At 66.5% G+C, this 23001-nt stretch carries 27 protein-coding genes; 14 read left to right on the forward strand and 13 right to left on the reverse strand.

Annotated features, from left to right (window positions below):
- Positions 1-38 precede the first annotated feature (38 nt).
- Positions 39-1142, reverse strand: a complete 1104-nt coding sequence (locus tag CRO01_RS03815; RefSeq protein WP_097007776.1) for a Gfo/Idh/MocA family protein — start codon at positions 1140-1142, stop codon at positions 39-41.
- A gap of 265 nt (positions 1143-1407) precedes the next feature.
- On the opposite strand from CRO01_RS03815, the gene CRO01_RS03820 reads away from it, so the two are divergent.
- Complete coding sequence (locus tag CRO01_RS03820) at positions 1408-1635, forward strand: DUF7385 family protein (protein WP_097007777.1); 228 nt, start codon at positions 1408-1410, stop codon at positions 1633-1635.
- Positions 1636-1664: 29 nt separating this feature from the next.
- On the opposite strand, the gene CRO01_RS03825 is transcribed toward CRO01_RS03820, so the two are convergent.
- Positions 1665-3221 carry a uracil-xanthine permease family protein gene (locus CRO01_RS03825; protein WP_097007778.1) on the reverse strand — a complete coding sequence of 519 codons (1557 nt, stop codon included), beginning with the start codon at positions 3219-3221 and terminating at the stop codon, positions 1665-1667.
- A gap of 147 nt (positions 3222-3368) precedes the next feature.
- On the opposite strand from CRO01_RS03825, the gene CRO01_RS03830 reads away from it, so the two are divergent.
- From CRO01_RS03830 to CRO01_RS03855, 6 genes are all read left to right on the forward strand, one after another.
- Positions 3369-4406 (forward strand): NAD(P)-dependent alcohol dehydrogenase, encoded by a 1038-nt coding sequence (locus CRO01_RS03830; protein ID WP_097007779.1) that lies wholly within the window; start codon positions 3369-3371, stop codon positions 4404-4406.
- A gap of 265 nt (positions 4407-4671) precedes the next feature.
- A complete protein-coding gene (locus tag CRO01_RS03835) occupies positions 4672-5076 on the forward strand; it encodes a carboxymuconolactone decarboxylase family protein (protein ID WP_097007780.1) in 405 nt (134 codons plus the stop codon).
- Positions 5077-5147: 71 nt separating this feature from the next.
- On the forward strand, positions 5148-5819 hold the full coding sequence (locus tag CRO01_RS03840) for an O-methyltransferase (protein WP_097007781.1): 672 nt from the start codon (positions 5148-5150) through the stop codon (positions 5817-5819).
- 131 nt (positions 5820-5950) lie between these two features.
- Positions 5951-6997: an ABC transporter ATP-binding protein gene (locus CRO01_RS03845; RefSeq protein WP_097007782.1), complete on the forward strand. Its 1047-nt coding sequence runs from the start codon at positions 5951-5953 to the stop codon at positions 6995-6997.
- Entirely contained in the window at positions 6997-7788 is a 792-nt protein-coding gene (locus CRO01_RS03850) for an ABC transporter permease (protein ID WP_097007783.1), read from the forward strand. The genes CRO01_RS03845 and CRO01_RS03850 overlap by 1 nt, the downstream gene beginning before the upstream one ends.
- Before the next feature lie 196 nt (positions 7789-7984).
- The gene (locus CRO01_RS03855) at positions 7985-8629 is read left to right on the forward strand and encodes an RAD55 family ATPase (RefSeq protein WP_097007784.1); all 645 of its coding nucleotides are present in this window, start codon (positions 7985-7987) and stop codon (positions 8627-8629) included.
- Positions 8630-8651: 22 nt separating this feature from the next.
- On the opposite strand, the gene CRO01_RS03860 is transcribed toward CRO01_RS03855, so the two are convergent.
- Positions 8652-9422 (reverse strand): creatininase family protein, encoded by a 771-nt coding sequence (locus tag CRO01_RS03860; protein ID WP_097007785.1) that lies wholly within the window; start codon positions 9420-9422, stop codon positions 8652-8654.
- 183 nt (positions 9423-9605) lie between these two features.
- On the opposite strand from CRO01_RS03860, the gene CRO01_RS03865 reads away from it, so the two are divergent.
- Positions 9606-10277, forward strand: coding sequence for an HAD-IIB family hydrolase (locus tag CRO01_RS03865; RefSeq protein ID WP_097007786.1), 672 nt, complete (start codon positions 9606-9608; stop codon positions 10275-10277).
- Positions 10278-10297: 20 nt separating this feature from the next.
- Here CRO01_RS03865 and CRO01_RS03870 read toward each other — a convergent pair whose 3' ends face one another.
- Positions 10298-10897, reverse strand: a complete 600-nt coding sequence (locus tag CRO01_RS03870; protein ID WP_097007787.1) for a metal-dependent hydrolase — start codon at positions 10895-10897, stop codon at positions 10298-10300.
- A gap of 95 nt (positions 10898-10992) precedes the next feature.
- Positions 10993-11193, reverse strand: a complete 201-nt coding sequence (locus CRO01_RS03875; RefSeq protein WP_097007788.1) for a VNG_1110C family protein — start codon at positions 11191-11193, stop codon at positions 10993-10995.
- A 154-nt stretch (positions 11194-11347) separates the two neighbouring features.
- On the opposite strand from CRO01_RS03875, the gene CRO01_RS03880 reads away from it, so the two are divergent.
- Together CRO01_RS03880 and CRO01_RS03885 are read left to right on the forward strand one after the other, a co-directional pair.
- The gene (locus tag CRO01_RS03880) at positions 11348-12457 is read left to right on the forward strand and encodes an OBG GTPase family GTP-binding protein (RefSeq protein ID WP_097007789.1); all 1110 of its coding nucleotides are present in this window, start codon (positions 11348-11350) and stop codon (positions 12455-12457) included.
- Positions 12454-12903, forward strand: coding sequence for a TIGR04206 family protein (locus tag CRO01_RS03885; RefSeq protein WP_097007790.1), 450 nt, complete (start codon positions 12454-12456; stop codon positions 12901-12903). The genes CRO01_RS03880 and CRO01_RS03885 overlap by 4 nt, the downstream gene beginning before the upstream one ends.
- Before the next feature lie 214 nt (positions 12904-13117).
- Here the strand turns inward: CRO01_RS03885 and CRO01_RS03890 are convergent, their stop codons facing one another.
- The 4 genes from CRO01_RS03890 to btuC form a co-directional block, all read right to left on the reverse strand.
- Positions 13118-14098, reverse strand: a complete 981-nt coding sequence (locus CRO01_RS03890; RefSeq protein ID WP_097007791.1) for a transcription initiation factor IIB — start codon at positions 14096-14098, stop codon at positions 13118-13120.
- Positions 14099-14303: 205 nt separating this feature from the next.
- Positions 14304-14927, reverse strand: coding sequence for a phosphoribosyltransferase (locus CRO01_RS03895; RefSeq protein WP_097007792.1), 624 nt, complete (start codon positions 14925-14927; stop codon positions 14304-14306).
- Between the two features lie 84 nt (positions 14928-15011).
- Positions 15012-16286, reverse strand: a complete 1275-nt coding sequence (locus CRO01_RS03900) for a heme ABC transporter ATP-binding protein (RefSeq protein WP_218839120.1) — start codon at positions 16284-16286, stop codon at positions 15012-15014.
- Positions 16283-17425, reverse strand: a complete 1143-nt coding sequence (gene btuC / locus CRO01_RS03905; protein WP_097008327.1) for a vitamin B12 ABC transporter permease BtuC — start codon at positions 17423-17425, stop codon at positions 16283-16285. The genes CRO01_RS03900 and btuC overlap by 4 nt, the downstream gene beginning before the upstream one ends.
- Before the next feature lie 99 nt (positions 17426-17524).
- Between btuC and CRO01_RS03910 the strand changes: the two genes are divergently transcribed.
- The 3 genes from CRO01_RS03910 (at position 17525) to CRO01_RS03920 (ending at position 19227) form a co-directional block, all read left to right on the forward strand.
- Positions 17525-18622, forward strand: a complete 1098-nt coding sequence (locus CRO01_RS03910) for a PGF-CTERM-anchored ABC transporter substrate-binding protein (RefSeq protein WP_097007793.1) — start codon at positions 17525-17527, stop codon at positions 18620-18622.
- Positions 18623-18721: 99 nt separating this feature from the next.
- Complete coding sequence (srp19, locus tag CRO01_RS03915) at positions 18722-19000, forward strand: signal recognition particle subunit SRP19 (RefSeq protein WP_097007794.1); 279 nt, start codon at positions 18722-18724, stop codon at positions 18998-19000.
- Complete coding sequence (locus tag CRO01_RS03920; RefSeq protein ID WP_097007795.1) at positions 19000-19227, forward strand: H/ACA ribonucleoprotein complex subunit GAR1; 228 nt, start codon at positions 19000-19002, stop codon at positions 19225-19227. The genes srp19 and CRO01_RS03920 overlap by 1 nt, the downstream gene beginning before the upstream one ends.
- A gap of 11 nt (positions 19228-19238) precedes the next feature.
- Here CRO01_RS03920 and CRO01_RS03925 read toward each other — a convergent pair whose 3' ends face one another.
- From CRO01_RS03925 to CRO01_RS16990, 3 genes are read right to left on the reverse strand one after another with little or no spacing between them, the layout of a single operon-like run.
- Positions 19239-19667, reverse strand: a complete 429-nt coding sequence (locus CRO01_RS03925; RefSeq protein ID WP_097007796.1) for a metal-dependent transcriptional regulator — start codon at positions 19665-19667, stop codon at positions 19239-19241.
- Positions 19668-19698: 31 nt separating this feature from the next.
- Complete coding sequence (locus tag CRO01_RS03930; protein ID WP_097007797.1) at positions 19699-20199, reverse strand: rubrerythrin; 501 nt, start codon at positions 20197-20199, stop codon at positions 19699-19701.
- 35 nt (positions 20200-20234) lie between these two features.
- Positions 20235-20360 (reverse strand): hypothetical protein, encoded by a 126-nt coding sequence (locus CRO01_RS16990; protein WP_259370006.1) that lies wholly within the window; start codon positions 20358-20360, stop codon positions 20235-20237.
- Here CRO01_RS16990 and CRO01_RS03935 point away from each other — a divergent pair.
- Complete coding sequence (locus CRO01_RS03935; protein WP_097007798.1) at positions 20359-21726, forward strand: TIGR00341 family protein; 1368 nt, start codon at positions 20359-20361, stop codon at positions 21724-21726. The genes CRO01_RS16990 and CRO01_RS03935 overlap by 2 nt on opposite strands.
- 60 nt (positions 21727-21786) lie before the next feature.
- Here the strand turns inward: CRO01_RS03935 and sufD are convergent, their stop codons facing one another.
- The gene (gene sufD, locus CRO01_RS03940; RefSeq protein WP_097007799.1) at positions 21787-23001 is read right to left on the reverse strand and encodes a Fe-S cluster assembly protein SufD; all 1215 of its coding nucleotides are present in this window, start codon (positions 22999-23001) and stop codon (positions 21787-21789) included.

Consider the following 23001-nt stretch of genomic DNA (forward strand, 5'->3'; position numbering starts at 1 on the left):
AGTGTGCGCTCGAATGGTGGCTAAGGTGCGGCGTGCCGTCAGTCGTCGGCCGCCTGCGGGTCGGCTTCGGCGTCAGCCTCCTCGTCGAGTCGAACTGCACGGCCGGTCTCGCCGGAACGGTAGATGGCTTCGATGACGCGCTGGACCGTCAGGGCCTCATCGACGGTGTTGCGGTCGGGGGCCTGCCCTGTGGCGACGGCTTCGAGGAACGCGACCTGCTCCTGTCGGTGAGGGTCGTGCGAGCGCGTCTCGACTTCGGTCGTCGAGAGGTGGTGAGCACCGCCCTGTCCTGCCTCGTAGATTTCGAGGTCGCCGCTTGCCTTGTCGAAGCGCGCGCCGGCGTCGGTGCCGCGGACGAAAAACTCCTGTGTCGGCGGTCGGTTGGTCGCCCACGCGACTTCCAGCGAGATGGTCTCCCCGCCGGCACAGCGGATCAGCGCCGTCGCCGAGTCGTCGACGTCGAAGTGCTCTGCGCCCTCGTCGTCGCCCCACATATCGACGTAGGCGTAGTCCTCGTCGGTGCCGAACTCCGAGCGTGCCGTGCCCGAGACTTCGACGACCTCGGGGTGATCGAGGAAGTGCAGCGCGAGGTCGATCGCGTGGACGCCGATGTCGATCAGCGATCCGCCGCCGGCGACGTTCTCGGCGGTAAACCACGAGCCGCGGCCGGGGATGCCCCGCCGGCGAACGTAGTTCGCCTCGATGTGAGTTACGTCGCCGAACCGGCCGGTCGTCTGCTGGTCCTTGATGATCTCGGCTTGGTGGTGATAGCGGCTGTGGAACCCGACCATGCAGAAGCCGTCGGCCTCGTGGGCGGCCTCGGCGATCCGCTCGGCGCTCTCGACGGTGTCGGCCAACGGCTTTTCGAGCAGCACGTCGAGCCCCGCTTCCAGTGCGTCGACGGCGTACTGCTCGTGGAACGTGTTCGGCGTCGTGATGACGGCGGCGTCGATCTGCTCGAACAGTTCGTCGTGATCCTCGTAGGTAGGCACGTCGAACTTATCTTCGAAGCTACTTCTCGCGTCGGCGTCGATGTCCATCCCGCCGACGAGATTCGCGCCCATCTCGGTCAGCCGGTCGGCGTGGTAGTGCCCAATGTTACCGAGGCCGACGACGCCCAGTTTCACGTCGTTTCTAGTCATACCTGTACTCTGTGTACTGGGCGGTTTAACTCTTTCAGATTGACCACCGGTAGGCCCTATTTTCCCAATCATATTCGGTCTCGAAATGAATAGGACGTAACGCCGAACGAACAGTAATATAATGTATATTCTATAACACATCACCGAACGTCGAACGAGTAAGTGTATCCTGCTTGGACTGAGTTCACGGCAAACGAAGTAGCCGTTGCCGAACGGTCGCCGGGACGGGATATAGTTTTAACATTCGCGGCACGAACAGGTGTGTATGGAGCAGTTCGACAAGTTCGTCTCCTCGACGACGCTGCGCGAGGAGAACGACTCGATCAAGCTGTATCAAAACACAGTCTCGCTCGCCTGTCCCGCCTGTGAGGAGCCGTTCGACGACATGGTCGTCTGCAAAAACGAGTACACGAGTCTGAACCAGACGATGCCGCTCGACCTCTGTACGACGGTCCACGACGGCACGCCGGTGCTGTTCACGCACAAGCCCTGAAGGGATCCTAAAGACGCCGAAAGGCGCCGTCAGCGATCCCAGAACGATTCGAACTCGTCTTCTGTCAGTCGGTTCCACTCCGCGATCCCGCGCTCCTCGCGATCGCCGGGAATGGTGTTGTCGAGCACCAGCGCCGCCAAGCCGCCGACGGCCATCCCGGTCGAGCCGACGACGTAGATCGTGTCTGCGATCAGCCGCTCGCCGAGAATGGGACCGATGAGCGCGATATTGGAGACGCCCGCGCGGAATGCGCCCACGCCACCCACGCCGCCCATGTACGCCGGCATCGCCAGCCCGACAAACAGCGCGAAGCCGATGATGAAGGTGTTGCGCGAGGAGTCGAGATCGACGTGCCGGAGATTCGAGAGCCCGACGGCGATGATCTGCCCGAACATGGCGATGAACAGGCCGCCGACGATCGGATCGGGAATCGTGGCGATGGCCTGCCCGAAGTAGCCGATGAAGCCGACGACGATCATCACGGCGGCGCCGACCTGAACGACGTAGCGGGAGGCGACGCCGGTCAGCCCGATCGCGCCGATGTTCTCGGAGTAGGATGTCGAACCGCCGGTGCCCATGATGCCCGAGAAGACGTTCATCAGGCCCTCCATGCCGATGCCGTGGTTGATGCGCTTCTTGCTGGGGGCGCCCGAGCCGGTGATGTCGGCGACGGCGTAGTAGTCACCGATGCTCTCGGCGATCGACGCCAGCACGCCCGCGATCATCCCGGCGATAAACGCGCCGGTGAACTGCGGCGTCCCCCACTGGAAGGGGTAGATCGCAAACACGGGCGAGGTGTTCGTGATGTCATCGAGCGCGATGTGGCCCGGATTCCCGCTGGGGATGACGCCACCGACCGAGAGTCCGGCGGCGACGATCCACGCGATCGCGAGGCCGAGGACGACGGGGTACAGTCGGAACGCCCGATGACGAACGTCGAGATACTGCGAAAACAGCACGATCAGCCCGAGCGTCAACCCGAGCAGCCACCAGTTCTGGTCGGCCGCCGCGATCTGGGGCGCCCCGAACAACGAGAGCCCGATCAGCGCGATCGTCGGCGCGATCACGACCGGGGAAAGGTACTGTCGGAGTTTCCCGATGAGCCCGAGATACCCGATCGCCACTTCGACCAGCGCGGCGACGATGATCGCGCCTTGGAGTTGCAACAGCGCTTCCTCCCACGTGCCGGCGCCGACGCCGGTCGTCGTGACGACCGTCACGACCGCCAACGCGGGCGTCAGCATCGAGAACGGCGCGCCCTGCACGATCGGGTACCGGTTCCCGAACGTCGTCTGGGCCAGCGTTGCGATGCCCGAGACGACGAAGAACGTACCGATAAAGCGTGCAGTCACGTCGTTGGGCATCCCCATCGCGCTGGCGAGAATCAGCGGGACGGCGATGTTTGCCCCGACCATCGTCAGGTAGTGCTGGACGCCGAGGACGGCCGACTCACCGACCGGCGGCTTGTCCTCGATGCCGTAGGCGAGGTCGTCGTCAGCCTCCGCCTCGGACGTGCGTTCGCGTTGCTCCTGTTCGATGCCGCCGCCGGATGTAGCGCCCGACGCCGACGGTTCGTTCCCCGTCATGTGCTCGTATCGTCGGAGCAAGGCCGTGGGGAGTAGATAGTGCTGTTGATCCGGATCGGCCGTTCAGGCCGAAACGACCGAAATAATCCCCGATTAGCATTCACTACTAGCTTTTTCATCGCGGCAGTCAACATCTAACGTGGACTCATGCAAGCAGCCAGACTCCACGAGTACACAGAGGAGATGTCCGAGGGGCTGTCGATCGACGAGGTCGATCGACCGGAGCCGACGCGGTCCGATCACGTCGTCGTCGAAGTCGAGGGGGCGGGCTGGTGCCAGACTGACAATCACATCATCGAGGGGATGTGGACGCCCTACGTCGATCAGGACCTGCCGATGACGCTGGGCCACGAGAACGCCGGTACGATCGTCGAGGTCGGCGACGAGGTGACGACCGTCGAGGAAGGCGAGCAAGTGATCTGCCACCCGGTGATGACCTGCGGGAAGTGCCGGGCCTGCCGCACTGGCGACGACATGTACTGCGAGAATCTGGAGTTCCCGGGGCTGAACACCGACGGCGGCTTCGCCGAGTACCTCCTGACCTCCGAGCGGTCGGTGATCCCGCTCGACACGGTGGACCCGGTCGAGATCGCGCCCCATGCCGACGCCGGCATCACGGCGTATCACGCCGCGAAAAAGGCCGTCGACGAACTGTATCCGGGGAGCTACAGCGTCGCCATCGGCATCGGCGGGCTGGGCCATATCGGCGTCCAAGCGCTCGATGCGATGAGCGCCGCCGAGATCGTCGCGGTCGACATCAAAGACGAAGCGCTCGATCTCGCCGAGGAGTGTGGCGCCGACTACACCGTCAACTCGACCGACGAGGACGTCGTCGAAGCCGTCGAGTCGATCACCGAAGGCGACGGGGCGACCCAGATTCTCGACTTCGTCGGCGCCGACGAGACGACCTCGCTCGGTCCCGACATCGTCGCACCGGGCGGGGATCATCACATCGTCGGATACGGCGGCGACATCCACCAACCGGCGCAGGATCTGGTCGACGCCGAGATGGCCTATCGCGGCACGCTGGTCGGCAAGTACTCCGAACTGGAGGAACTCGTCGCGCTCGTCGAACAGGGGACGATGGATCTCCACACCAGCGAGTACTCGCTCGACGAGATCAACGAAGTCGCAGAGAAGCTCGAACACCGCGAGATCGAGGGACGGGCGGTTATCAAGCCCTGATCGTCGCTTCGAGCACTCCGGGGGCGGTCACCGGCGACTGCGAGCGTTCGGTTGGCGAGGCGCGTTCGGCCCACTCCGGGCCGCATTGCTCCAGTCATCGCCGGAAAACCATCTGTTCAGGCGCGGCGTCGTAACTACTTGAGCGCTGCTATCAAATAGCATTATACTAGTTTCATAGTCGTTCCAGTCGAACTCTCACACGGATTTCCGGGCTCCGGGCGCCGGGGGACGCCGGGGGCGGTCAGGAAATCCGGGGAGACCGACGATGGCAACAACCGACACGCATTCGGAAATCGAGGAGTATCTCGGTCAGGTACCGAGCTGGATGGGGGAGATCTCGGAGCCTGCGACCGACCACAGCTGGGGGATCATGCGGGACCTGCTGCTCGGCGAGACCGAGCTATCGGGGCGGGAGAAAGCGCTCGTGGGCCTTGGGGCGGCCGCCGCGATTCAGTGTCCCTACTGCACCTACTTCCATCAGGAAGAAGCGAAACTGGCAGGCGTGAACGACGTGGAACTGACAGAGGCAATCAACGTCAGCGGGACGACGAGGTACTTCTCGACGGTACTGCACGGCGCGAGAGTCGACGAAGACCAGTTCGCCGACGAGATGGGCGAGGTCTTCGAACATCTCGAAAACCAGCAAGCGGCAGCAGCGGGCGACGACTGACCGGACGACGGCGTCCATTTTTCGGAACTGTCGGCCCAGAGTATTTGACGGCGCGCAAACTCGGTACGGGTATGACCGACATCCTGCCAGACGAGAGCGCCCGGTTCGTCCGCGCCGTCGGCCCCCAGCCCGACGAGGTTCTCGACGAGATGGACGAGTACGCCCGCGTAAACGGCTTTCCCCACGTCGGTCCGGAAGTCGGCGGCTGGCTGGCGATGCTCGCACGACTGACCGACGCCCGCCGGGTCTTCGAGTTCGGGTCAGGTTACGGCTACTCGGCGTACTGGTTCGCCCGCGAACTGCCCGCCGACGGCGAAGTCGTGTTGACCGAGTACGACGCCGACGAGTTGGAAATGGCCCGCGAGTACATGGATCGCGGCGGCGTCGACGATCTGGCCGTCTACGAGGAGGGCGACGCGCTGGAGGCGATCGAACGCCACGACGGTCCTTTCGATGTCGTGCTGGTCGACCTCCGGAAGGACCAGTACCCCGACGCGTTCGACGCCGTCCGCGAGAAAGTCGCACCCGGCGGCGTGATCGTCGCCGACAACGCGATGACAGCCGGACCGATCCAGTTCGAGAAACTGCTGGAACTCGAAGAGGGCGGCGACCCCGACGGCGTCAACGAACACACCCGCGGCATCGCCTCGTATCTCGACGCCGTTCGCGCCGCGCCGGAGTTCGAGACCTCGGTGATGCCGATCGGCGAGGGCATCTCGGTGAGCCACAAGGAGCGTCGGTGAGAATCCCGGAGAGTCGCGGCGCGTGGCGGCGAGACGATCGAACGTCGGCACAGCGGTAGTTTCGGCGTCTCGACGCGTGTAACGGACCGATAGCGTGCGGCTTAACCGGGTCCGAATCCTGTCTGTGATAGATGCCGCCTGCGATAGAGACGACTGATCTTGTCAAGGAGTACGGCGACCTCCGAGCGCTGGACGGACTGTCGCTGCGCGTCGAGGAGGGGGAGTTCTTCGGCTTGCTCGGCCCGAACGGGGCGGGCAAAACTACCTTTATCAACATCCTTGTCGGGCTGGCGCGCAAGTCCGGCGGCGAGGCCCGAGTGTTCGGCCACGACGTGGTCGAGGACTACCAGCAGGCCCGGGACGCCATCGGGCTGGCGCCACAGGAGTTCAACGTCGATCGCTTCTTCCCCATCATCGAGGTTTTAGAGCACAAGGCCGGCTACCACGGCGTTCCGCCCGAGGAAGCCACCGAACGCGCCGAGCGCGCGCTGGAGCGCGTCGGCATCCTCCACAAGCGCGACGAGCGCTTCGACTGGCTCTCCGGCGGGATGAAACGCCGCTTCCTGCTGGCCCGTGCGCTTGTGACCGATCCGGACCTGCTGATCCTCGACGAACCGACCGCAGGCGTCGACGTGCAGTTGCGCCACGACCTGTGGGACGTGGTGCGTCAACTCAACGACGAGGGGACGACGATCCTGCTGACGACCCACTACATCGAGGAGGCCGAACGGCTCTGTGACCGCGTTGCGATCCTCAACGAGGGCTCGAAACTCGACGTGTCGACGCCAGAGGAGCTGATGGGCCGCGGTACCGACACGATCTACGTCCGAGTCCGCGAGGAACAAGCGGCCGCGGAACCCGAACGCGTCGCCGCGGCGGCGACTGCCGGCGGCGACGGCGGCCAGCGGACCGAGGCCGACGCCGGAGCGATCGACGCCGACGGGACCGCGGCGAACGTGCCAGCCGGGGACCGGCTGACGGCGATCGACGGCGTCCAGTCGGCGACCGTCGAGGACGGCCGGCTGGCTGTGCGGGCGCGAAACGGCGGCGCCACCGCGCCGGACGTGCTCAACGCGCTCGAAGCCGAGGGCTACGAGATCGCCGATCTGGAGATTTCGCGCACGTCCCTAGAGGAGATTTTCGTCGAGATGACCAACCGCGAGCGAGGTGACCGCTGATGAGCCTCGGACTGCCCACTGGCTCGAAAGCGCTGCTCAAGCGGGAGATCCAGCGCTATCTCCGCCGGTACACCAACACGTTCGCGCCGCCGCTGATCACGAACGTGCTGTACTTCTCGGTGTTCGGCGTCGTGCTCGGCGGCCGGATCGATCAGATTCAGGGCTTCGACTACATCGTCTTTCTCCTGCCCGGCCTCGTCGTGCTGGGGATGATCTCGAACGCCTTCGAGAACTCCTCCTTTTCGATCTTCCACGGGAGATGGAACGAGTACATTCACGAGACGCTGACCTCGCCGCTGTCCTATAGCCAGATGGTCGGCGCGTACGTCGTCGCCAGCGCGCTGCGGGGCGTCCTCGTGGGCGTTCTGATCTCCGCGATCGGCGTCGCCTTCACCGTGCTCAACGGGCAGGTGTCGACCGTCACGATCGCCCAGCCGTTCTATCTGGCGGCGTTCGGGCTGATCGTCCCGACGCTGTTCGCCGGCTTCGGCGTGATCGGCGGGCTGCTCGCCGAGGACTTCGATCACCTCACGGTGATGAACCAGTTCATCCTCCGCCCGCTGGTGTTTTTCGGCGCGGTGTTTTACTCGCTGGAGACGCTGCCGGGCGTCTGGCGCGACCTGTCGCTGCTGAATCCGATGGTGTACATGGTCGACGGCGTGCGCTACGGGTTCCTCGGGTACTCCGACGTAGACCCGCGCTTCTCGCTGGTCGTACTCTCGGGGCTGACGCTCGCGGTGCTGTTCGTCGACGTACAGTTGTTCAAGCGCGGCTACGGCTTGACCGACTGAGGCGTCGTGACGACGCCGCGCCGCAGCCGGCGAGCAGCCAATTCGGGACCGTAGTAACCGTCTACTATCCGTAATCGAACTCGTAACTAACTGGGAGGTACGTGATCGTTCGACGTACCGTGATCGAGACTGACCAGAGAGCCAGCCCGCATCGCCCGTCAGCGCGCGTCGGGCAGACGAGTTCGGCGCACCGCCGATGAGCCGCCAGTTCCGGACCGGCATCGACCTGCTGGATCGCCACCTCGGCGGCGGCATCCCCGCCGGAAGCGTCGTCGCGCTGACGGCGCCGCCGGCGAGCCAGTCGGAGCTGCTGCTGTACGAGTTGGTCGGTCGTCGCCGGACGCTGTATCTCTCGGCGGAGCGCACCGCCGACGACGTTCGGTCGGTGCTCGACGAACAGACGAGCGACGCCGCCGGACGGGCGAGCGACGCCGAGTGGCACGTCCGGGAGACGCGGGGCGACGACCAGATCGATCGGGCGACGCGGCTCCTCCGGTCGCTCGCCGACGACGCGCTCGTGATCGTCGATCCGGTCGACGCGCTGGAGCGGTCGGATCGACGCCGTTATCGGCGCTTTCTCGCCGAACTCCGCGACGAGATGGAGGCGAGCGGCGGCGTCGCCGTGCTCCACTGTCTCGACGGGCGTGACGCGCCGCCGCTGCGAGATGTCACGGAGTACATGGCCGACGTGGTGTTCGACCTCTCAACGGAGGTCCAACAGGAGACGGTGCGGACGCGGCTTCGCGTTCCGAAGTTCCGCAACGGCGCCGCGCCGACGGACGTGATTCGCCTCCAGTTGACCGACGAGGTGGCGGTGGATCACAGCCGCGAGATCGCCTGAACGAGCCGTCAGTTCGTCCGGTTTAGACGTGCGGTTCCGCGGCCAGATCCTCGAATCGCTGGTCGTCGAGCCACTCCAAGAGCGCGACGAGTTGCTCGGTCGCGGCCTCGAACAGCTCCTCGCCCTTCTCGGCGGTGGCGTCGCGCTGATCCCCGAGGACGCCGTTGTCGGTGTTGTCGATCGAGTCGTAGAACGTTCTGGCGCCGTGCTGGCGTATCTCGTCGTCGGAGAAGGTTCGCAGCCCGCCTTCGGCGGCGGCTTCCAGTTTGTCCTCGCGGACCAGATCGGGCGCGAGGTGTTGAACCATCGCGGTCTCCTTGGGGCCGCCGTGGGGGCCGTTGTGCTCGAACAGGTCGTCGACCAGATCGGGGATGCTCTCGTCCCACATCCACTCGATCGCGTAGGCGGTGTCGTCGGCCCGGAGTCGCCGGCCGACTTCCCTGAGGTGGTCGACGTTGCCGCCGTGGGCGTTGACGTAGACGATGCGGTCGATCCCGTGGTACGCGAGGTTGCGCGAGAAGCTCTCGACGTAGTTGCGGAACGTCTCGGGATCGACCCACATCGTCCCGTGGAACTGCCGGTGGTGCTCGGAGACGCCGATGCGAACCGGCGGCGTACAGAGAAATCCGGTGCGGTCGGCCGCCTCGTTGGCCAGTCCTTCCGCGATGATGTGGTCGGTGCCCTCCGGCAGGTGGGGGCCGTGCTGTTCGGTCGATCCCAGCGGGACGATCGCCACCGACTCCGACTCGAAGTACGACCCGAGTTCCGGCCACGTTCGATCGGCGAGATGCATCGCTAACAACCGGGTGCCGTCGCGGCTTAAGTCTTGGCAGGGCGTCAGTCCGGGACGGGTTCCGGCCGTCGGCAGTGCCGTGCTGACGCCGCGGCGTCTGTCACGGTCGTGCAAGCGGCGTCCCTCGTGGCCTACCGACTGCCATCCGCAACGGCTTAGGGCGCGAGCGCCGATCCACCGTCAATGACAGCGCCGCTCGTACTCGACATCGACGGGACGCTGACGAGAGCCGACGGCGAGCCCGGGATCGATCCCGCCGTCTTCGAACCGCTGCGCGAGTGGCCCGAGCCGGTCGTTATCGCCACGGGGAAGGCGTTCCCGTTCCCGGTCGCGCTGAGCCAGTTCGTCGGACTGCCCGAGCGCGTGATCGCCGAGAACGGCGGCGTCGTCTACGCCGAGGGGGAGATGACCGTCGTCGGCGCCCGCGACGACGCCGAGGCCGCCGTGGCCGACCTTCGAGAACGCGGCTACGACCTCGGGTGGGGCGAGCCGGATCTGGTCAACCGCTGGCGCGAGACCGAAATCGCCGCCAACCTCGACGTGCCCGAGGCGCCGCTGCGCGCGGTCGCCGCCGAGCACGGACTGGAAGTCGTCGACACCGGCTACGCCTATCACGTCAAGGATCCCGAGATCGGCAAGGGCGACGGACTGATCGCCGTGGCCGACCTTCTGGATCGAGAGCCGTCGTCGTTCGTCGCGGTCGGCGACTCGGAAAACGACGTTTCGACGTTCGAAGTCGCCGGCGAGAGCTACGCCGTCGCCAACGCCGACGACGCCGCCCGGGAGGCGGCCGACCACGTCACCGACGGCGTCCACGCCGCGGGCGCGCTCGAAGTGCTCGAACAGATTCGGTAACTCAGAAGTAGTACGATAGCTCAGTTGGTCGCGTCGCCGACTGCGTGGCCGAGGCGCCGCCGGACGCCGACGAGAAGCTCTCGGAGCACCGGCGCGCCGTCGTAGAGCCACAGCAGCGCCGTGCCGACGATGACGCCCGCCTGCACCAGCACGAACGTCGGCGGATCGGGCGCGGTCAGCGCGTCGACGTACTCGTAGAACAGTTCGACCGTGACGCCGACGACCGGCTGCTCGGGGCTCGGCGGCGCCGTCACGACGGGCCAGAGGATCGGGGCGGCGACGAGTTCGCCTTCGCGGAGCACGTCCTCGACGAGATCGCCGGGGAGATGGAGGAGATAGCCGAGCACGAGGGCGACACCGACCGAGCCGCGGCCGTACGTCCGCGCGAGGAGTCCGGCGCCGACCGCGACCGGCACGGCAAAGAAGATCGAATGCCCGAGCGCGTAGCCCGAGTCGAAGACGCCGTACTGCCACGACAGCGGCTTGTCGATCAGGTCCGGGAGCTGCGAGCCGACGAGCGCGGCGATAGCTTCGAGCGCTCCGGGCGACCGTCGGTCGACGACGTGACACCACAGCGAGTAGGCGAGATAGCCGACTGCCGCGTGTTCCCAAGGCAGCATGGGTGATCGGAGGGCTCTCGCGGGATTAGTTATACAGTCGCTGTGGACGAGCAACGAGAGTACGGAGCGCTTACCGCAGGACTGAGACGGGAGAGCTACGGCAGTCGGACGCCGTTTCTCGTCAGAAACTCGCCGGCGTCTTTGATTTCCACTGGGCTGCCGATGATCCGGTAGTGCTCGTCCTCTGGGACGACCGTCACGACAAAGCGCGACTCGATCTCCTCGCGCAGTCCCTCCAGCGCCTGCGAGGGGAGCACGATCTGCGTGCTGTCGCGCAGTCGAGTCGGGTCCGGCATCTATCTATCTCGTGAAGCGTCCCTAACTTCAATATGCCGAAACATCACAACCCCCAGCGAGATCCCTGGTGCTTCGCCGATATCGGGGAATTGGGAGCGACCCACCGGCGACGAACGGAAGGGTTTTCGGGCGTCGTCCTCCTACCGGCGGGTAATGGGGCTCGAAGAGGAAATCGAGGAACTCCGCGAAGAGATCGCTAGCACGCCCTACAACAAGTCGACCGAGGGGCACATCGGGCGACTGAAGTCGAAGCTCGCGGAGAAAAAAGAGAAGTTAGAACAACAGTCCTCCGCGGGCGGCGGCGAGGGCTACCACGTCGAGAAGCACGGCGACGCCACCGTCGCGCTCGTCGGGTTCCCGAGCGTCGGCAAGTCGACGCTGCTCAACGCCCTGACCAACGCCGAGAGCGAGACCGGCTCCTACGAGTTCACGACGCTCGACGTCAACCCCGGCATGCTGCCGCTGAACGGCGCCAACATCCAGATGCTCGACGTGCCCGGGCTGATCGAGGGCGCCGCGAGCGGACGCGGCGGCGGCCAAGAGGTGCTGTCGGTCGTCCGAGCGGCCGATCTCGTGATCTTCGTGCTCTCTGCGTTCGAGATCGACCAGTACGAGCGACTCAACGAGGAGCTGTACAAGAACAAGATCCGCGTCGATCAGGAACCGCCGCGCGTCTCGGTCTCGCGCAAGGGGAAAGACGGCATCCGCGTGACATCCAGTGCGGACCTAGAGATGGACGATCACACGATCGGCGAGATCCTCCGCCAGCGCGGCTACGTCAACGCCGACGTGACGATCAACGAACAGCTCGACATGGACCGGCTGATCGACGGCATCATGGACAACCGCGAGTACATCCCCTCGATCACCGCGGTCAACAAGGCCGACTTGCTCGATCCCGACTACGTCGAGACGGTCAAGGAGAACCTCCGAGAGCACGATCTCGATCCCGAGGAAGTGACGTTCATCAGCGCCGAGAAGGAGAAGGGCCTCGACGCGCTCAAAGAGCGTATCTGGGAGGAACTCGGGCTGATCCGAATCTACATGGACAAGCCCGGCCGCGGCATCGACTACGAGGAGCCGCTGGTGATCGAACGGAACAGTACCGTCGAGGACGCCGCCGAAAAGCTCGGCGGCGAGTTCCGCGATCGGTTCCGCTTCGCCCGCGTCTCCGGCGACAGCGTCAAGCACGACGAACAGCAGGTCGGCCTCGACCACGAACTCGCCGACGAGGACGTCCTGCGGATGATCACCCGGAAGTGACGCCCCCAGACGAGACGCCGGCCCGACGCCGCCGATTTCTCGCCTACGTGCTCGCGGGGCTGTCGCCGTGGGTCGCGCTCGTCTTTCCCGGTCGCGTCGACGTGTTTTTCGCTTGGGGTTGGATCAATCTCGACCCGTGGAACGCCGTCACCGTCTACGAGTATCTCTTCGTCTACACTCGCGGGCCGCTCGCGTTGCCGCGTCACATTCAGGCGTGGCCGATCGCAACGCTGCTGTACGCCGGCGCATTCGCTAGCGCGCTCGCTGGCGTCCTGTTCGGGCGCGAAGACCGGCGGCTCACGGCCGGCCTCGCCGCGCTGTCGATGCTCTCTGTACTGCGATTTTCGGCCGGCTTCGCGCGGCCGTCGATCACGCCGGTGCCGATCGGCGTCGCCGTCGTCGCGCTGGTGGTGTGGTGGTACGATGCAGACCTGCTGACGGCGTGAAGACGCCGACTCGCTGACCGCGTGAGGACGCCGCTCCGTGATGGCGTGAGGATGCCGCTCCGAACGCAGTAGGGATGCCGCTCCGGAACACCGCGATGACACCGTAGCTGGCGCTCGCTGGGAGTGGAGAAAACAGCAAAAACCGGTCCCGACCGACGGTGGTTACCGTTCGGACCGACACCGGGAACCGCACCTGCGGGCCCCGAAGTCGGTCTCAGGCGAATTGTGCCTGTCCGTCGGCTTCGAGCAGCTCCTTGTAGCGGTTGCGGATCGTCACTTCCGAGATGTCGGTGACATCCGCGACCTCGCTCTGGGTGATCTCCTCGTTGCAAAGCAGCGGCGCGGCGTAGACGGCCGCGGCCGCGAGGCCGACCGGGCTCTTGCCGGAGTGGATCCCCTCCTCTTTCGCGGTCCGGAGGAGCTGGCGGGCGCGGTGTTCGGCCTCCTCCGAGAGGTCGAGTTCGGAGGCGAACCGGCCGACGTACTGCTCGGGGTCGGCGGGCTGGATCTCTAGGGAGAGCTCGCGCACGATGTAGCGGTAGGTGCGCTTGAACTCCATCTCGTCGATCCGGCTGACGTTGGCGACCTCGTCGATCGAGCGCGGCGTGCCGGTCTGGCGCGCCGCGGCGTACAGCGCGGCGCTGGCGACGCCCTCGATCGAGCGGCCCGGCAGGAGGTCGTCTTCGAGCGCGCGGCGATAGATCACGCTCGCAGTCTCCCGAACGTCTTCCGGAAGACCGAGCGCGCTCGCCATGCGGTCGATCTCGCCGAGCGCCTGCTTGAGGTTGCGCTCCTTGGAGTCGCGGGTGCGGAACCGCTCGTTCCACGTGCGAAGCCGCTGCATCTTCTCGCGCTGGCTGGAGCTGAGGGTGTTGCCGTAGGCGTCTTTGTCCTGCCAGCCGATGTTGGTCGAGAGCCCGTCGTCGTGCATCATCTTCGTCGTTGGCGCCCCGACGCGGGACTTGTTGTCCTTCTCGGCGGCGTCGAACGCACGCCATTCGGGCCCGCGGTCGATCTCGTCTTCCTCGACGACGAGGCCGCACTCCTCGCAGACGGTCTCGCCGTGCTCGCTGTCTGCCTGCAGGCGACCGCCACACTCGGGGCAGAGCTGTTCGTCGGTGCGCTCGTCCGTTCGTTCCGTGGTTCGTTCGCGCGCCGATACGTCGCCGTTGGTTCGGATGCTCGTTTCTGTCATTGGTAACTCACCGTGGTGGGAGGGCAAGGGCTACCGGTGGGGAAAGTGTCCCAAAATACGACCGGATGTCGCGCTCCTATACCTCCATAGGAGGGAAAGCCTTATAAATGTTTCGTAGTGAGGGTTAGTGACATACATATACTTGTCGGAGACTTGTCCGTCTGCACCACGGCTCTACCAGACCGGCGGTGTCCCCGAGATAGCGTCACCGATCGAGGTAGTTTCTGGCCTCCGCGTCGGTCACTTGCCGGAAGTCCCGATAGAACTGCCCCACCGCCTGAAACCCCGGCGGCGTCTCGACGGCGACGACCTCGTCGGCGAACGGGTCGAGCGCCGGCAGCGAGTCGGGCGATCCGACCGGCACGGCGAGAACGACCCGTTCGGCCCCTCGCCCTCGGACCTGCCGAAGACAGGCCCGCGCGGTCGCTCCCGTGGCGACGCCGTCGTCGACCACGACGACGCGGCGTCCGGACACGTCAGGCGGCTCGTCGGTCCCTCGATACGCTCGGAGCTTCTCGCGTGCGCTCTGTGCCGTCTGTTCGCGCTCGCGCTCGACGTAGCTCTCCTCGACGCCGAGCCGGGCGATCAGATCGTCGTTGCGCCACGCGCTCCCGTCGCTGGCGACCGCCCCGATCGCCAACTCCTCGTTGTGCGGCGCGCCCATCTTCTTCGAGACCACTACGTCGAGATCGGCGTCCAGTCGGTCTGCGACGGGCCGTGCGACCGGCAGCGCCCCGCGCGGGATGCCGACGACGAGATCGGCCTCGACGCCCCGCTCTGCGAGCAGGTCGGCCAGTTGTTCTCCAGCCTCGGCTCTGTTCTGAAACATCGTGCTCCCCCAAGCGACGGTACGGTCTCCCGGCACTAACCTGTTGTAGCGCGTTCCGTGCGCGACGCTGGCGACCAGCAGGAATCAGTCGTCCGATTCGGGCGTCGCCTCGTCGGCGGCGTCACGGCGGGGCTCGGCCGCCGCAGCGTCGTCGCCACGGGTGCCGGCGGCGTCAGCGAGGACCTCGGCGACGGCCGTCGGCGCGTCGTCGGGGGCGACTGCGACGCTCTCGGACGCCGCGGCGTCCGGGGGCACGACGCGCACCGTCGCCGGCGCGACGGCCGCCACCTCCGACAGCACCGCGTCGACGCCGTCGTCCTGCGGTCCGACCAGCGCGGCGGCGTCTGCGCCCCGAGCGCGTTCTCGGGCGGCGGCCAGTTCGGCGCCGTCGGGGGGCGACAGCGGCGTCGTCACGACGCGGTCGACGCCGAGACTCCGAGCCGTCGCCGCGGCCACGTCGCCCTCGGGTAGCGGCCCGGCCGAGAGGTCGTAGCCGGCGTCGTCGAGCCGAACGAGTGTGTTCGCAGCAGTCCCGCCGGTTCCGAGGACGTGAACGCGCACGCCGCGGGGCGATGCTCGGTCCGGAAGCGCCGTCACCGAGGTGGAGCCGGTCGCCGGGTCGCGGGCAACGACCGAGCGCACGTCGAACGCGGCGTCGATCGCCGACTCGGTGAGCACCTCTTCGGGCGTGCCGACGGCGACGAACTCGCCGTCGGCCAGCAGCGCCAGTCGATCGCAGTATCGCGCCGCGAGGTCGAGGTCGTGGATCGCCGCCAGCGCCGCGGTGCCGTCCGCGACGAGCGAGCGGACGAGTTCGAGCGTCTCGACCTGATGGTTCACGTCAAGGCTTGCGGTCGGCTCGTCGAGCAACAGCGCAGGCGTCTCCTGTGCGACCGCGCGGGCCAGCAGGACGCGCTGGCGCTCGCCGCCGCTGATCTCGTCGATCGGCCGGTCGGCGAGGTCGGTGACGCCGGTGCGTTCGAGCGCGGCGTCGACGGCGCGGCGGTCGTCCTCGGCGGCGGGACTGAACCGCGAGCGGTGGGGGTGGCGGGCCATTGCGACGATCTCGCGCACGTCGAACGAAAAGGACACCTCGGCGTGCTGCGGGACGACCGCCACGCGCCGGCTGGCGGCCCGCGAAGAGAGCCCGCCGACCGCGTCGCCGTCGACACGTACCGAACCGGAATCGGGCGCGAGGACGCCGCTGATCGATCGCAACAGCGTCGTCTTGCCGGCGCCGTTCGGCCCGACGAGGCCGACGAGTTCGCCCGGCTCGACAGCGAGCGAGACCTCCGAGAGCACCGGCACGTCGCCCAGCGAGATCGAGAGGTCCTCGACGCTGATCGTCGGGTCCGTCACAGGCCGTGCACCTCCCTCGATCGGAGCAAGAACAGGAAGAAGGGCGCGCCGACCGCGGCGGTGACGATGCCGACTGGCATCTCGGCGGGCCCCGAGCGGGCGATCGTGTCCGCGACGACGAGGAAGGTGCCGCCCGCGAGCGCGCTCGTCGGCAGCAGGACGCGGTGATCCGGACCGACGACCAGCCGCATCGCGTGGGGCACGATCAGGCCGACGAAGCCGATGACGCCCGTCACGGCGACGCCGGCGGCCGTCACGACGCTGGCGACCGCGAGCAACAGGAGCTTGGCGCGCTCGACCTCGACGCCGAGATGGTGGGCTTCCTCCTCGCCGAGCAAGAGCAGGTTGAGCTCTCTGACATACGCACCCAGCACCGCGATCCCGAGGAGCGCGACCGGGAGGACGAACGCCACCTCGTCCCACGTGCTGTGCTGGAGGTGGCCCATCATCCAGTAGACGGCCTGTTTCAGGCTCTCGCCGCTCTGGAGCAGGAGGTAGGAGATGACGGCGCCCAGAAACGTCTGGACGGCGACGCCCGCCAGCAACAGCGTGGCAATGGGCGTCCGACCGCCCTCGGTGGCGATGGCGTAGACGCCGAAGGCGGTCACGAGCGCGCCGACAAAGGCCGCCAGCCGCAGGTCGACCGGCACCAGCGAGGGCACCGCGATGGCGGCGACGGCGCCGACGGCCGCACCCGAGGAGACGCCGACGATGGAGGGGTCGGCCAGCGGGTTCCGGAAGAACCCCTGCATCACGGTGCCGGCGGCCGCCAGCGCGATGCCGACGGTCGCCGCGAGCACGATGCGGGGTAGTCTGATATTGACGACGATCGCGCGAGTGGTGGCGGGCACCGACGCCGAGAACGGCGACGCCCACGCGAGATCGGGCCACAGATAGGGGATCGAGAGCCCGGGAACGAGTTGCCAGAACCCGGTATCGACGCCGACGCCGGCTGGCACGACGAAGGCGTCGTAGACCGCTCTGGCGACCGCGATCGCTGGAATCTCGACGGGACCGATCGTGGCGCTGACGAGGATTGCGACACCCAGCAGCACGGCGAGTGGCACTGACCAGACGAACGCGCGGACGCTCGGCCGCGATCGGACCGCGCTCGCTACGCTGGCCGTGCGCGCTCGCACGCCTCGGTCGTCGCCGTCGGTCGTCGTTGCCACGGGAGTGTTCGCAACCTCGTTTGCATTAGACAAATATTTATTGGATACGGCTGCAGGGTTGAGACGATGACACGGACTCGAACGAGCGTGGCCGTCGCAGCCCTCGCCATCGTGGCGATGGTCGCCGGCGTCGCCGCGCCGATCGGCGCAGCGCCCACAGCCGGACCGGACGCCGCCGGCGCCGCGGCGTCGACGGCGCCTGTCGCCGACCTACAACAGAATCAGTCGAACTGTTCGTTCCCGCAGACGTTCACCGACGCCGGTGGGACCGAAGTGACCGTCGAGAACGAGCCCCAAGAGATCGTGACGCTGAACCCCTCGGCCGCCCAGACGCTCTGGGAGATCGGCGGCCGCGAGAAGGTCGTCGGCGTCTCTCAGTACGCGACGTATCTGGAGGGTGCCGAAGATCGAACGATCGTCAGCAACGAGGACGGCACCACCTCGACCGAGGTCGTCGTCGACCTCGATCCCGATCTCGTGCTCGCCCCGAACACGATTCCGCCCGAGACGGTCGGACAACTGCGGGACAACGGCCTGACGGTCTACCAGTTCGCGTCGGCGACCTCGATCGAAGACGTCTACGACAAGACCGAGCGCATCGGTGCGCTGACCGGCGAGTGTCAGGGCGCGACCGAGACCGTCGAGTGGATGCAGACCGAGATCGACGCCGTCCGCGAGAACGTCACCGAGAGTGATCGTCCGAGCGTCTACATGGAGTTCAGCAGCGGCTGGACGACCGGTGCGGGGACGTTCCAGCACGACGTTATCACGACTGCAGGCGCGCAAAACACTGCAGCCGAGGCGGGACTGGAGGGCTGGGGCGAGATCAGCGACGAGCAACTGCTCAACCAGAGCCCCGAGTTCCTGCTGTTGCTCGGGGAGACACAGGTCCCGGATCGGCAGGCCGTCCAGTCGACCAGCGCCGTCCAGAACGACCGGATCATCCGCGTGGACCGGAACTACGCACAACAGCCCGCGCCGCGAGTCGTCTACGTAGTGCAGGCGATCAACGAGGCGGTGCAGAACTACGAAAGCGAGAGCGCGAGCCAGAACAACGAGAGCGACGCCGGAAACCAGAGCGACGGCGATAACATCCCCGGTTTCGGCGGCGTCGCCGCCCTCGTCGCGCTGCTGTCGGTCGCCCTGTTCGCGCGCAAGCGCTGACCGCCCACGCAACCGAACGCCCATCCAACCGCATCTCGACGCCGCCCGTCGGCGTCGCGGAAACCGACCTTTTTACGTCATCGACGCCGACCGACCAGTATGGTCGAAAACGTCATCTGGCCCGCGTACTTCGACGCGGAGCTGACGCGCAAGCAGGGTCGGCGAGTGCCCACAGAGCTTGCCGTCGCGAGCCCCGAAGTCGAGGAGATCGCGCAGGCAGTCCAGCAGGTCGGCTACGACGCCGTCGTCGAGCGCGACGTGGCCTACCCCCGGGAGAACTACACCGAGCGCGGACGGGTGCTCGTCAAGGACGCCGACGACGCGAAAAACGACGTCGTGCAGGCCGTGGCCGCCTACGTCTCGACGATGCGCGAGTGATGCAGCGACTTGGCGAAGTCGATCGAACGGCACAAGGACTGGCGATCGTTCGGCTCGACGACGACGAGATTCCGCCGATCGGACGCGAAGTCGTCGACGAATCGCTCTCGACGGCGGGCCGGATCGTCGACGTGTTCGGCCCGGTCGAGACGCCCTACGTGGCGATCACGCCCGAGGACGACCGGCGGCTGGCGACGCTACTCGGGCAGAAGCTGTACGTACAGTAAGGTGGGGGCGTTCAGTCCGCTTTCCCTTCGACCGTGAGACACTCACAGCGGTCGGCCTCGGGATCGAAGCAGTCCGGACACTCCGAGCGCCGATCGATGATCGTGTCGAGTCGCTCGGCGACGGTGTCGTCGATGACGCTCTCTAGGGCGCGGGCCTCCTCGCGGTAGCTCTCGACTTCCAGCACGTTCGCCAGAAACCGTTCGATGATGCAGTACGTCTGGATCGCGTCGCGGGCCCGGCCGATCCCCTCGTCGGTGAGTTCGACGCCCTTGTACTTCTCGTGGTCGGCGAGGCCGCGATCCTCCAACTTGCCGATCATCTCGTTGACGCTGGCGGGGCTGACGTCGAGCATATCGGCGAGCGTGCCGGTCGACGCCGGGCCGTCTTCGATCATCTGTGCGAGATAGATCGCCTTGAGGTACTGGTCTGCTGTGTTCATGCGAGATCACCCGGCGCAGCCGCAGTGGCGCTCATTCGCGTTCCTCCATGATCGCGGTCACTTCCTCGACGCCCTCTTTTTCCTCTTCGCGGATCGCATACAGCGTGTCGAGCACGCCCTGCTGGTCGATGCTGTAGTCGGCGTCGCTGGCCTCGATCGCCTCGATGAGATCGTCGTAGAACTTGTAGGCCGTCTCCTCGTTGCAGAGCTGGTCGTACAGCAGCCCGTCGAAGTCCTCGGGCTGGTTCTGCGCGTAGTTCTCGCGGACCAGCAGTTCGATCTCGTCGTAGCCGACCGTCTCGGCGTCCATCTCGTCGATCAGCGACTCCAGCCGGGCGCGGTGCTCGGCGGACTCCTCGGCGGCGTGGTCGAGCAACTGCTCGATGGCGTCGTCGAGTTCGTCTCGCTCGGCGTCCGAGAGCGACTCCAAGTGCGAATAGGCACGCGCCTCGACGACCTCCTCCAGCACGACCCCGATCTGCAAGAGTCGGGCGAGCTGGCGGTCCGTCGAGACGCGTTGACCCAAGCTCATATCCACCACTCGGGGAGCCGGTCACTTAACGCTCCCTACTTTCGGCGTCGCGCGACATCTCCGGCACCCAGCCCGAGGTCCGGCGGACCGACGAGCGGCGACACAGCCGACAGCCACAGCGCCCCCACAGCTATCCGCCGATCTGTGGTTACCTCACCCATGCGCTACCTCGAAATCAGGGTGCCGAGCGGCAAACGGAGTGCCGTCCTCGGCATTCTCGAGGATGAGGGCGTCGATTACGTCGCCAGCGACGAGACGAGCGGCCGAGGCTACACCGCGGTCGTCCGCTTTCCACTCCCGACTCGGGCCGTCGAACCGGTACTCGATCGCCTGCACGAGGCGGGTATCGACGACGACGCCAGCGTCGTCGTGATCGACGCCGAGACGGTGCTGTCCGAACAGTTCGCTCGGCTCCGAGACCAGTACGGCCGCGGCGGTAAGCGGGGCGCCCGCACGTCGCGGCAGGTCCTCCGGACGAAAGCCGAGGAGCTGATGCCGGTGTTCCCGATCTACGTCGCAATGTTGCTGATCAGCGCCGTCGTCGCTACAGCCGGGCTGCTCGCGGATTCGCCGGCGGTCGTCGTCGGATCGATGGTGATCGCGCCGCTGATCGGTCCCGCGCTGGCGGCCAACATCGGGATCGTCACCGGTGACGGCAATCTCAGATCGACCGGATTCGCCTACCAGTTCGCCGGTCTCGCCGTGGTCATCTCGGCCTCGATCGGCATCGCCGTCCTCGCCCGTCTGGCGGGCCTCGAACCGGCGGGCGTCGACATCGTCGTGGCGACAGAACTCGAAGAGCGCGTCTCGCCGAACCTGCTCTCGCTGGCGGTCGCGCTCGGCGCCGGCGTCGCCGGCATCCTGAGTCTGACACGAGGGTTTTCGGAAGCGATCGTCGGCGTCATGATCGCCGCCGCGCTCATCCCGCCAGCGGCCGCCGTCGGGATCACCGTCGCGTGGGGGATGTACGGGGCGGCGCTGGGCGCTGCCGGACTCGTGGCCGTGAACGTGCTGTCGATCAACTTCGCGGCTCTCTCGACGCTGTGGATTGCGGGCTATCGCCCACAGGGGCTGTTCGAGGTCGCCCCGACGCGGACGGAAACCTACGCGTACGCGGCGCTCTTCGCCGCCGCGTTGCTGGTGCTGGCGGCGCCGCTGGCCGGCGTCACGATGCTCGACATCCACACCACGCAGGTCCAATCGGCCGCCGAAGCGGACGTGGCTGCCGTGCTCAACGAGTCCGAATACGGTGAGTACGAGCTCGAAACCGTCGAAGTGGTGCTCGACGAGGACTACCCCGTTCGGTCGATCGACCGCGTTCTCATTACGGTCTCCAGCCGCGATCCGGGCGTCAGCCCGGCGTTGACCGATCGCCTCTACCGCGAACTCAGCGAGGACACCGAGGAGCCGCTGGTCGTCGAAGTACAGTTCATCGTCGCCGACGAGCAACGCCAGTCGAGTTCTGCTTCGGCGTCGCTTCGCGCGGGCGCTGGAGGGCAACTCGACCGCCGATATTCCGGACAGTAACGCGGCTGAGCCGTCGCTACTCGGGGTCGGAGGCCGAAGAAAAACGAACCGAAAGCGGCGCTATTCCCGCAGTCTCTGCGCCACGAGGTCTTCGAGATCCTCGCGGAGTTCGTCGACCGCAACTTCGTCGAGAACGGGGACGAAAAAGCCCTCGACGAGCATGTTGACCGCTTTCTCGGGATCGACGCCGCGACTGATCATGTAGAACAGCTCCTCCTGGTCGACCTGACCGACGGTCGCGGAGTGGCTGGCCTCGGTGTCGTGGTTGTTGATGATCAGCTTCGGGGAGGCGTCGGCCTCGCTCTCGTCCGACAGCATCAGCGTGTTCTCGCGCTGGTAGGAGTTGGTGTCCCACGCGCCAGAGCCGACGTCCTGAACGCCCTCGTAGACCGAGCGTGCCACGTCGTCGATGACGCCGCGGGTCACCAGATCGGCGGTGGTGTGCTCGGCACGGTGCCAGACGCGGGCGTCCAGATCGAAGTGCTGGTCCTCGTGGCCGAAAAAGGCGCCGACGATCTGGGACTCGGAGCTGTCGCCGTTGAGTTCGGTCTCGACGCTGGACTTGGTCAGGCGGGAGCCGATGTTGCCCTCGATCCAGTTGATCGTGGCGTACGTGCCGGCGTCACCGCGCTTGTGGGTGAAGTTGTACGTCTCCTCGTCGACGTTCTGGAGCGAGCCGTACTGGACGTTGGAGTTCTCGCCGGCGGCGATCTCGACGACGCCGCTGTAGTAGCGGTCGCCCTCGACATCGGCGTCGCCCGTGCTCTGGCGTTCCAGCAGCGTGACCGAGGAGGACTCCTCGGCGACGACGAGCGTGTAGTTGAACAGCGACTGGCTGTTCATTTCGGTGCGGACCTTCACGTCCTCGGCCTCGACGCCCTCGGGGACGTAGACGACCGTCCCGGTCGAGAACAGCGCCGTCGACAGCGCGGTGAGGTAGTTCGACTGCGGATCGACGACGTTCCCGAAGTTGTCTTCGAGCAGGTCGTCGAGTTCGTCGACGGCTTCGCTCCAGGGGAGCACCTCGACGCCCTCGGCGTCGACGAGCTCTTTCTCCTCGGCGGCGTTCAGCGGATCGACCAGCGACTCGTAGTCGAGGTCTTCGAGGTTGGTCCACTTTCGGCCCGGCGTCTGGATGACCGACGGCATGCCGAGGTCCTCCAGCGCGTCGAGCGCGTCGAGACGCGTTTCGAGGAGCCACTCGGGCTCCCCGAGCTCCTCGGAGATCTGGCGAACGGTGCTCTCGTCGATCGTGGCGTGTACCTGCGTACTCAT

The sequence above is a fragment of the Natronoarchaeum philippinense genome (genome assembly GCF_900215575.1).
Taxonomy (GTDB): domain Archaea; phylum Halobacteriota; class Halobacteria; order Halobacteriales; family Natronoarchaeaceae; genus Natronoarchaeum; species Natronoarchaeum philippinense.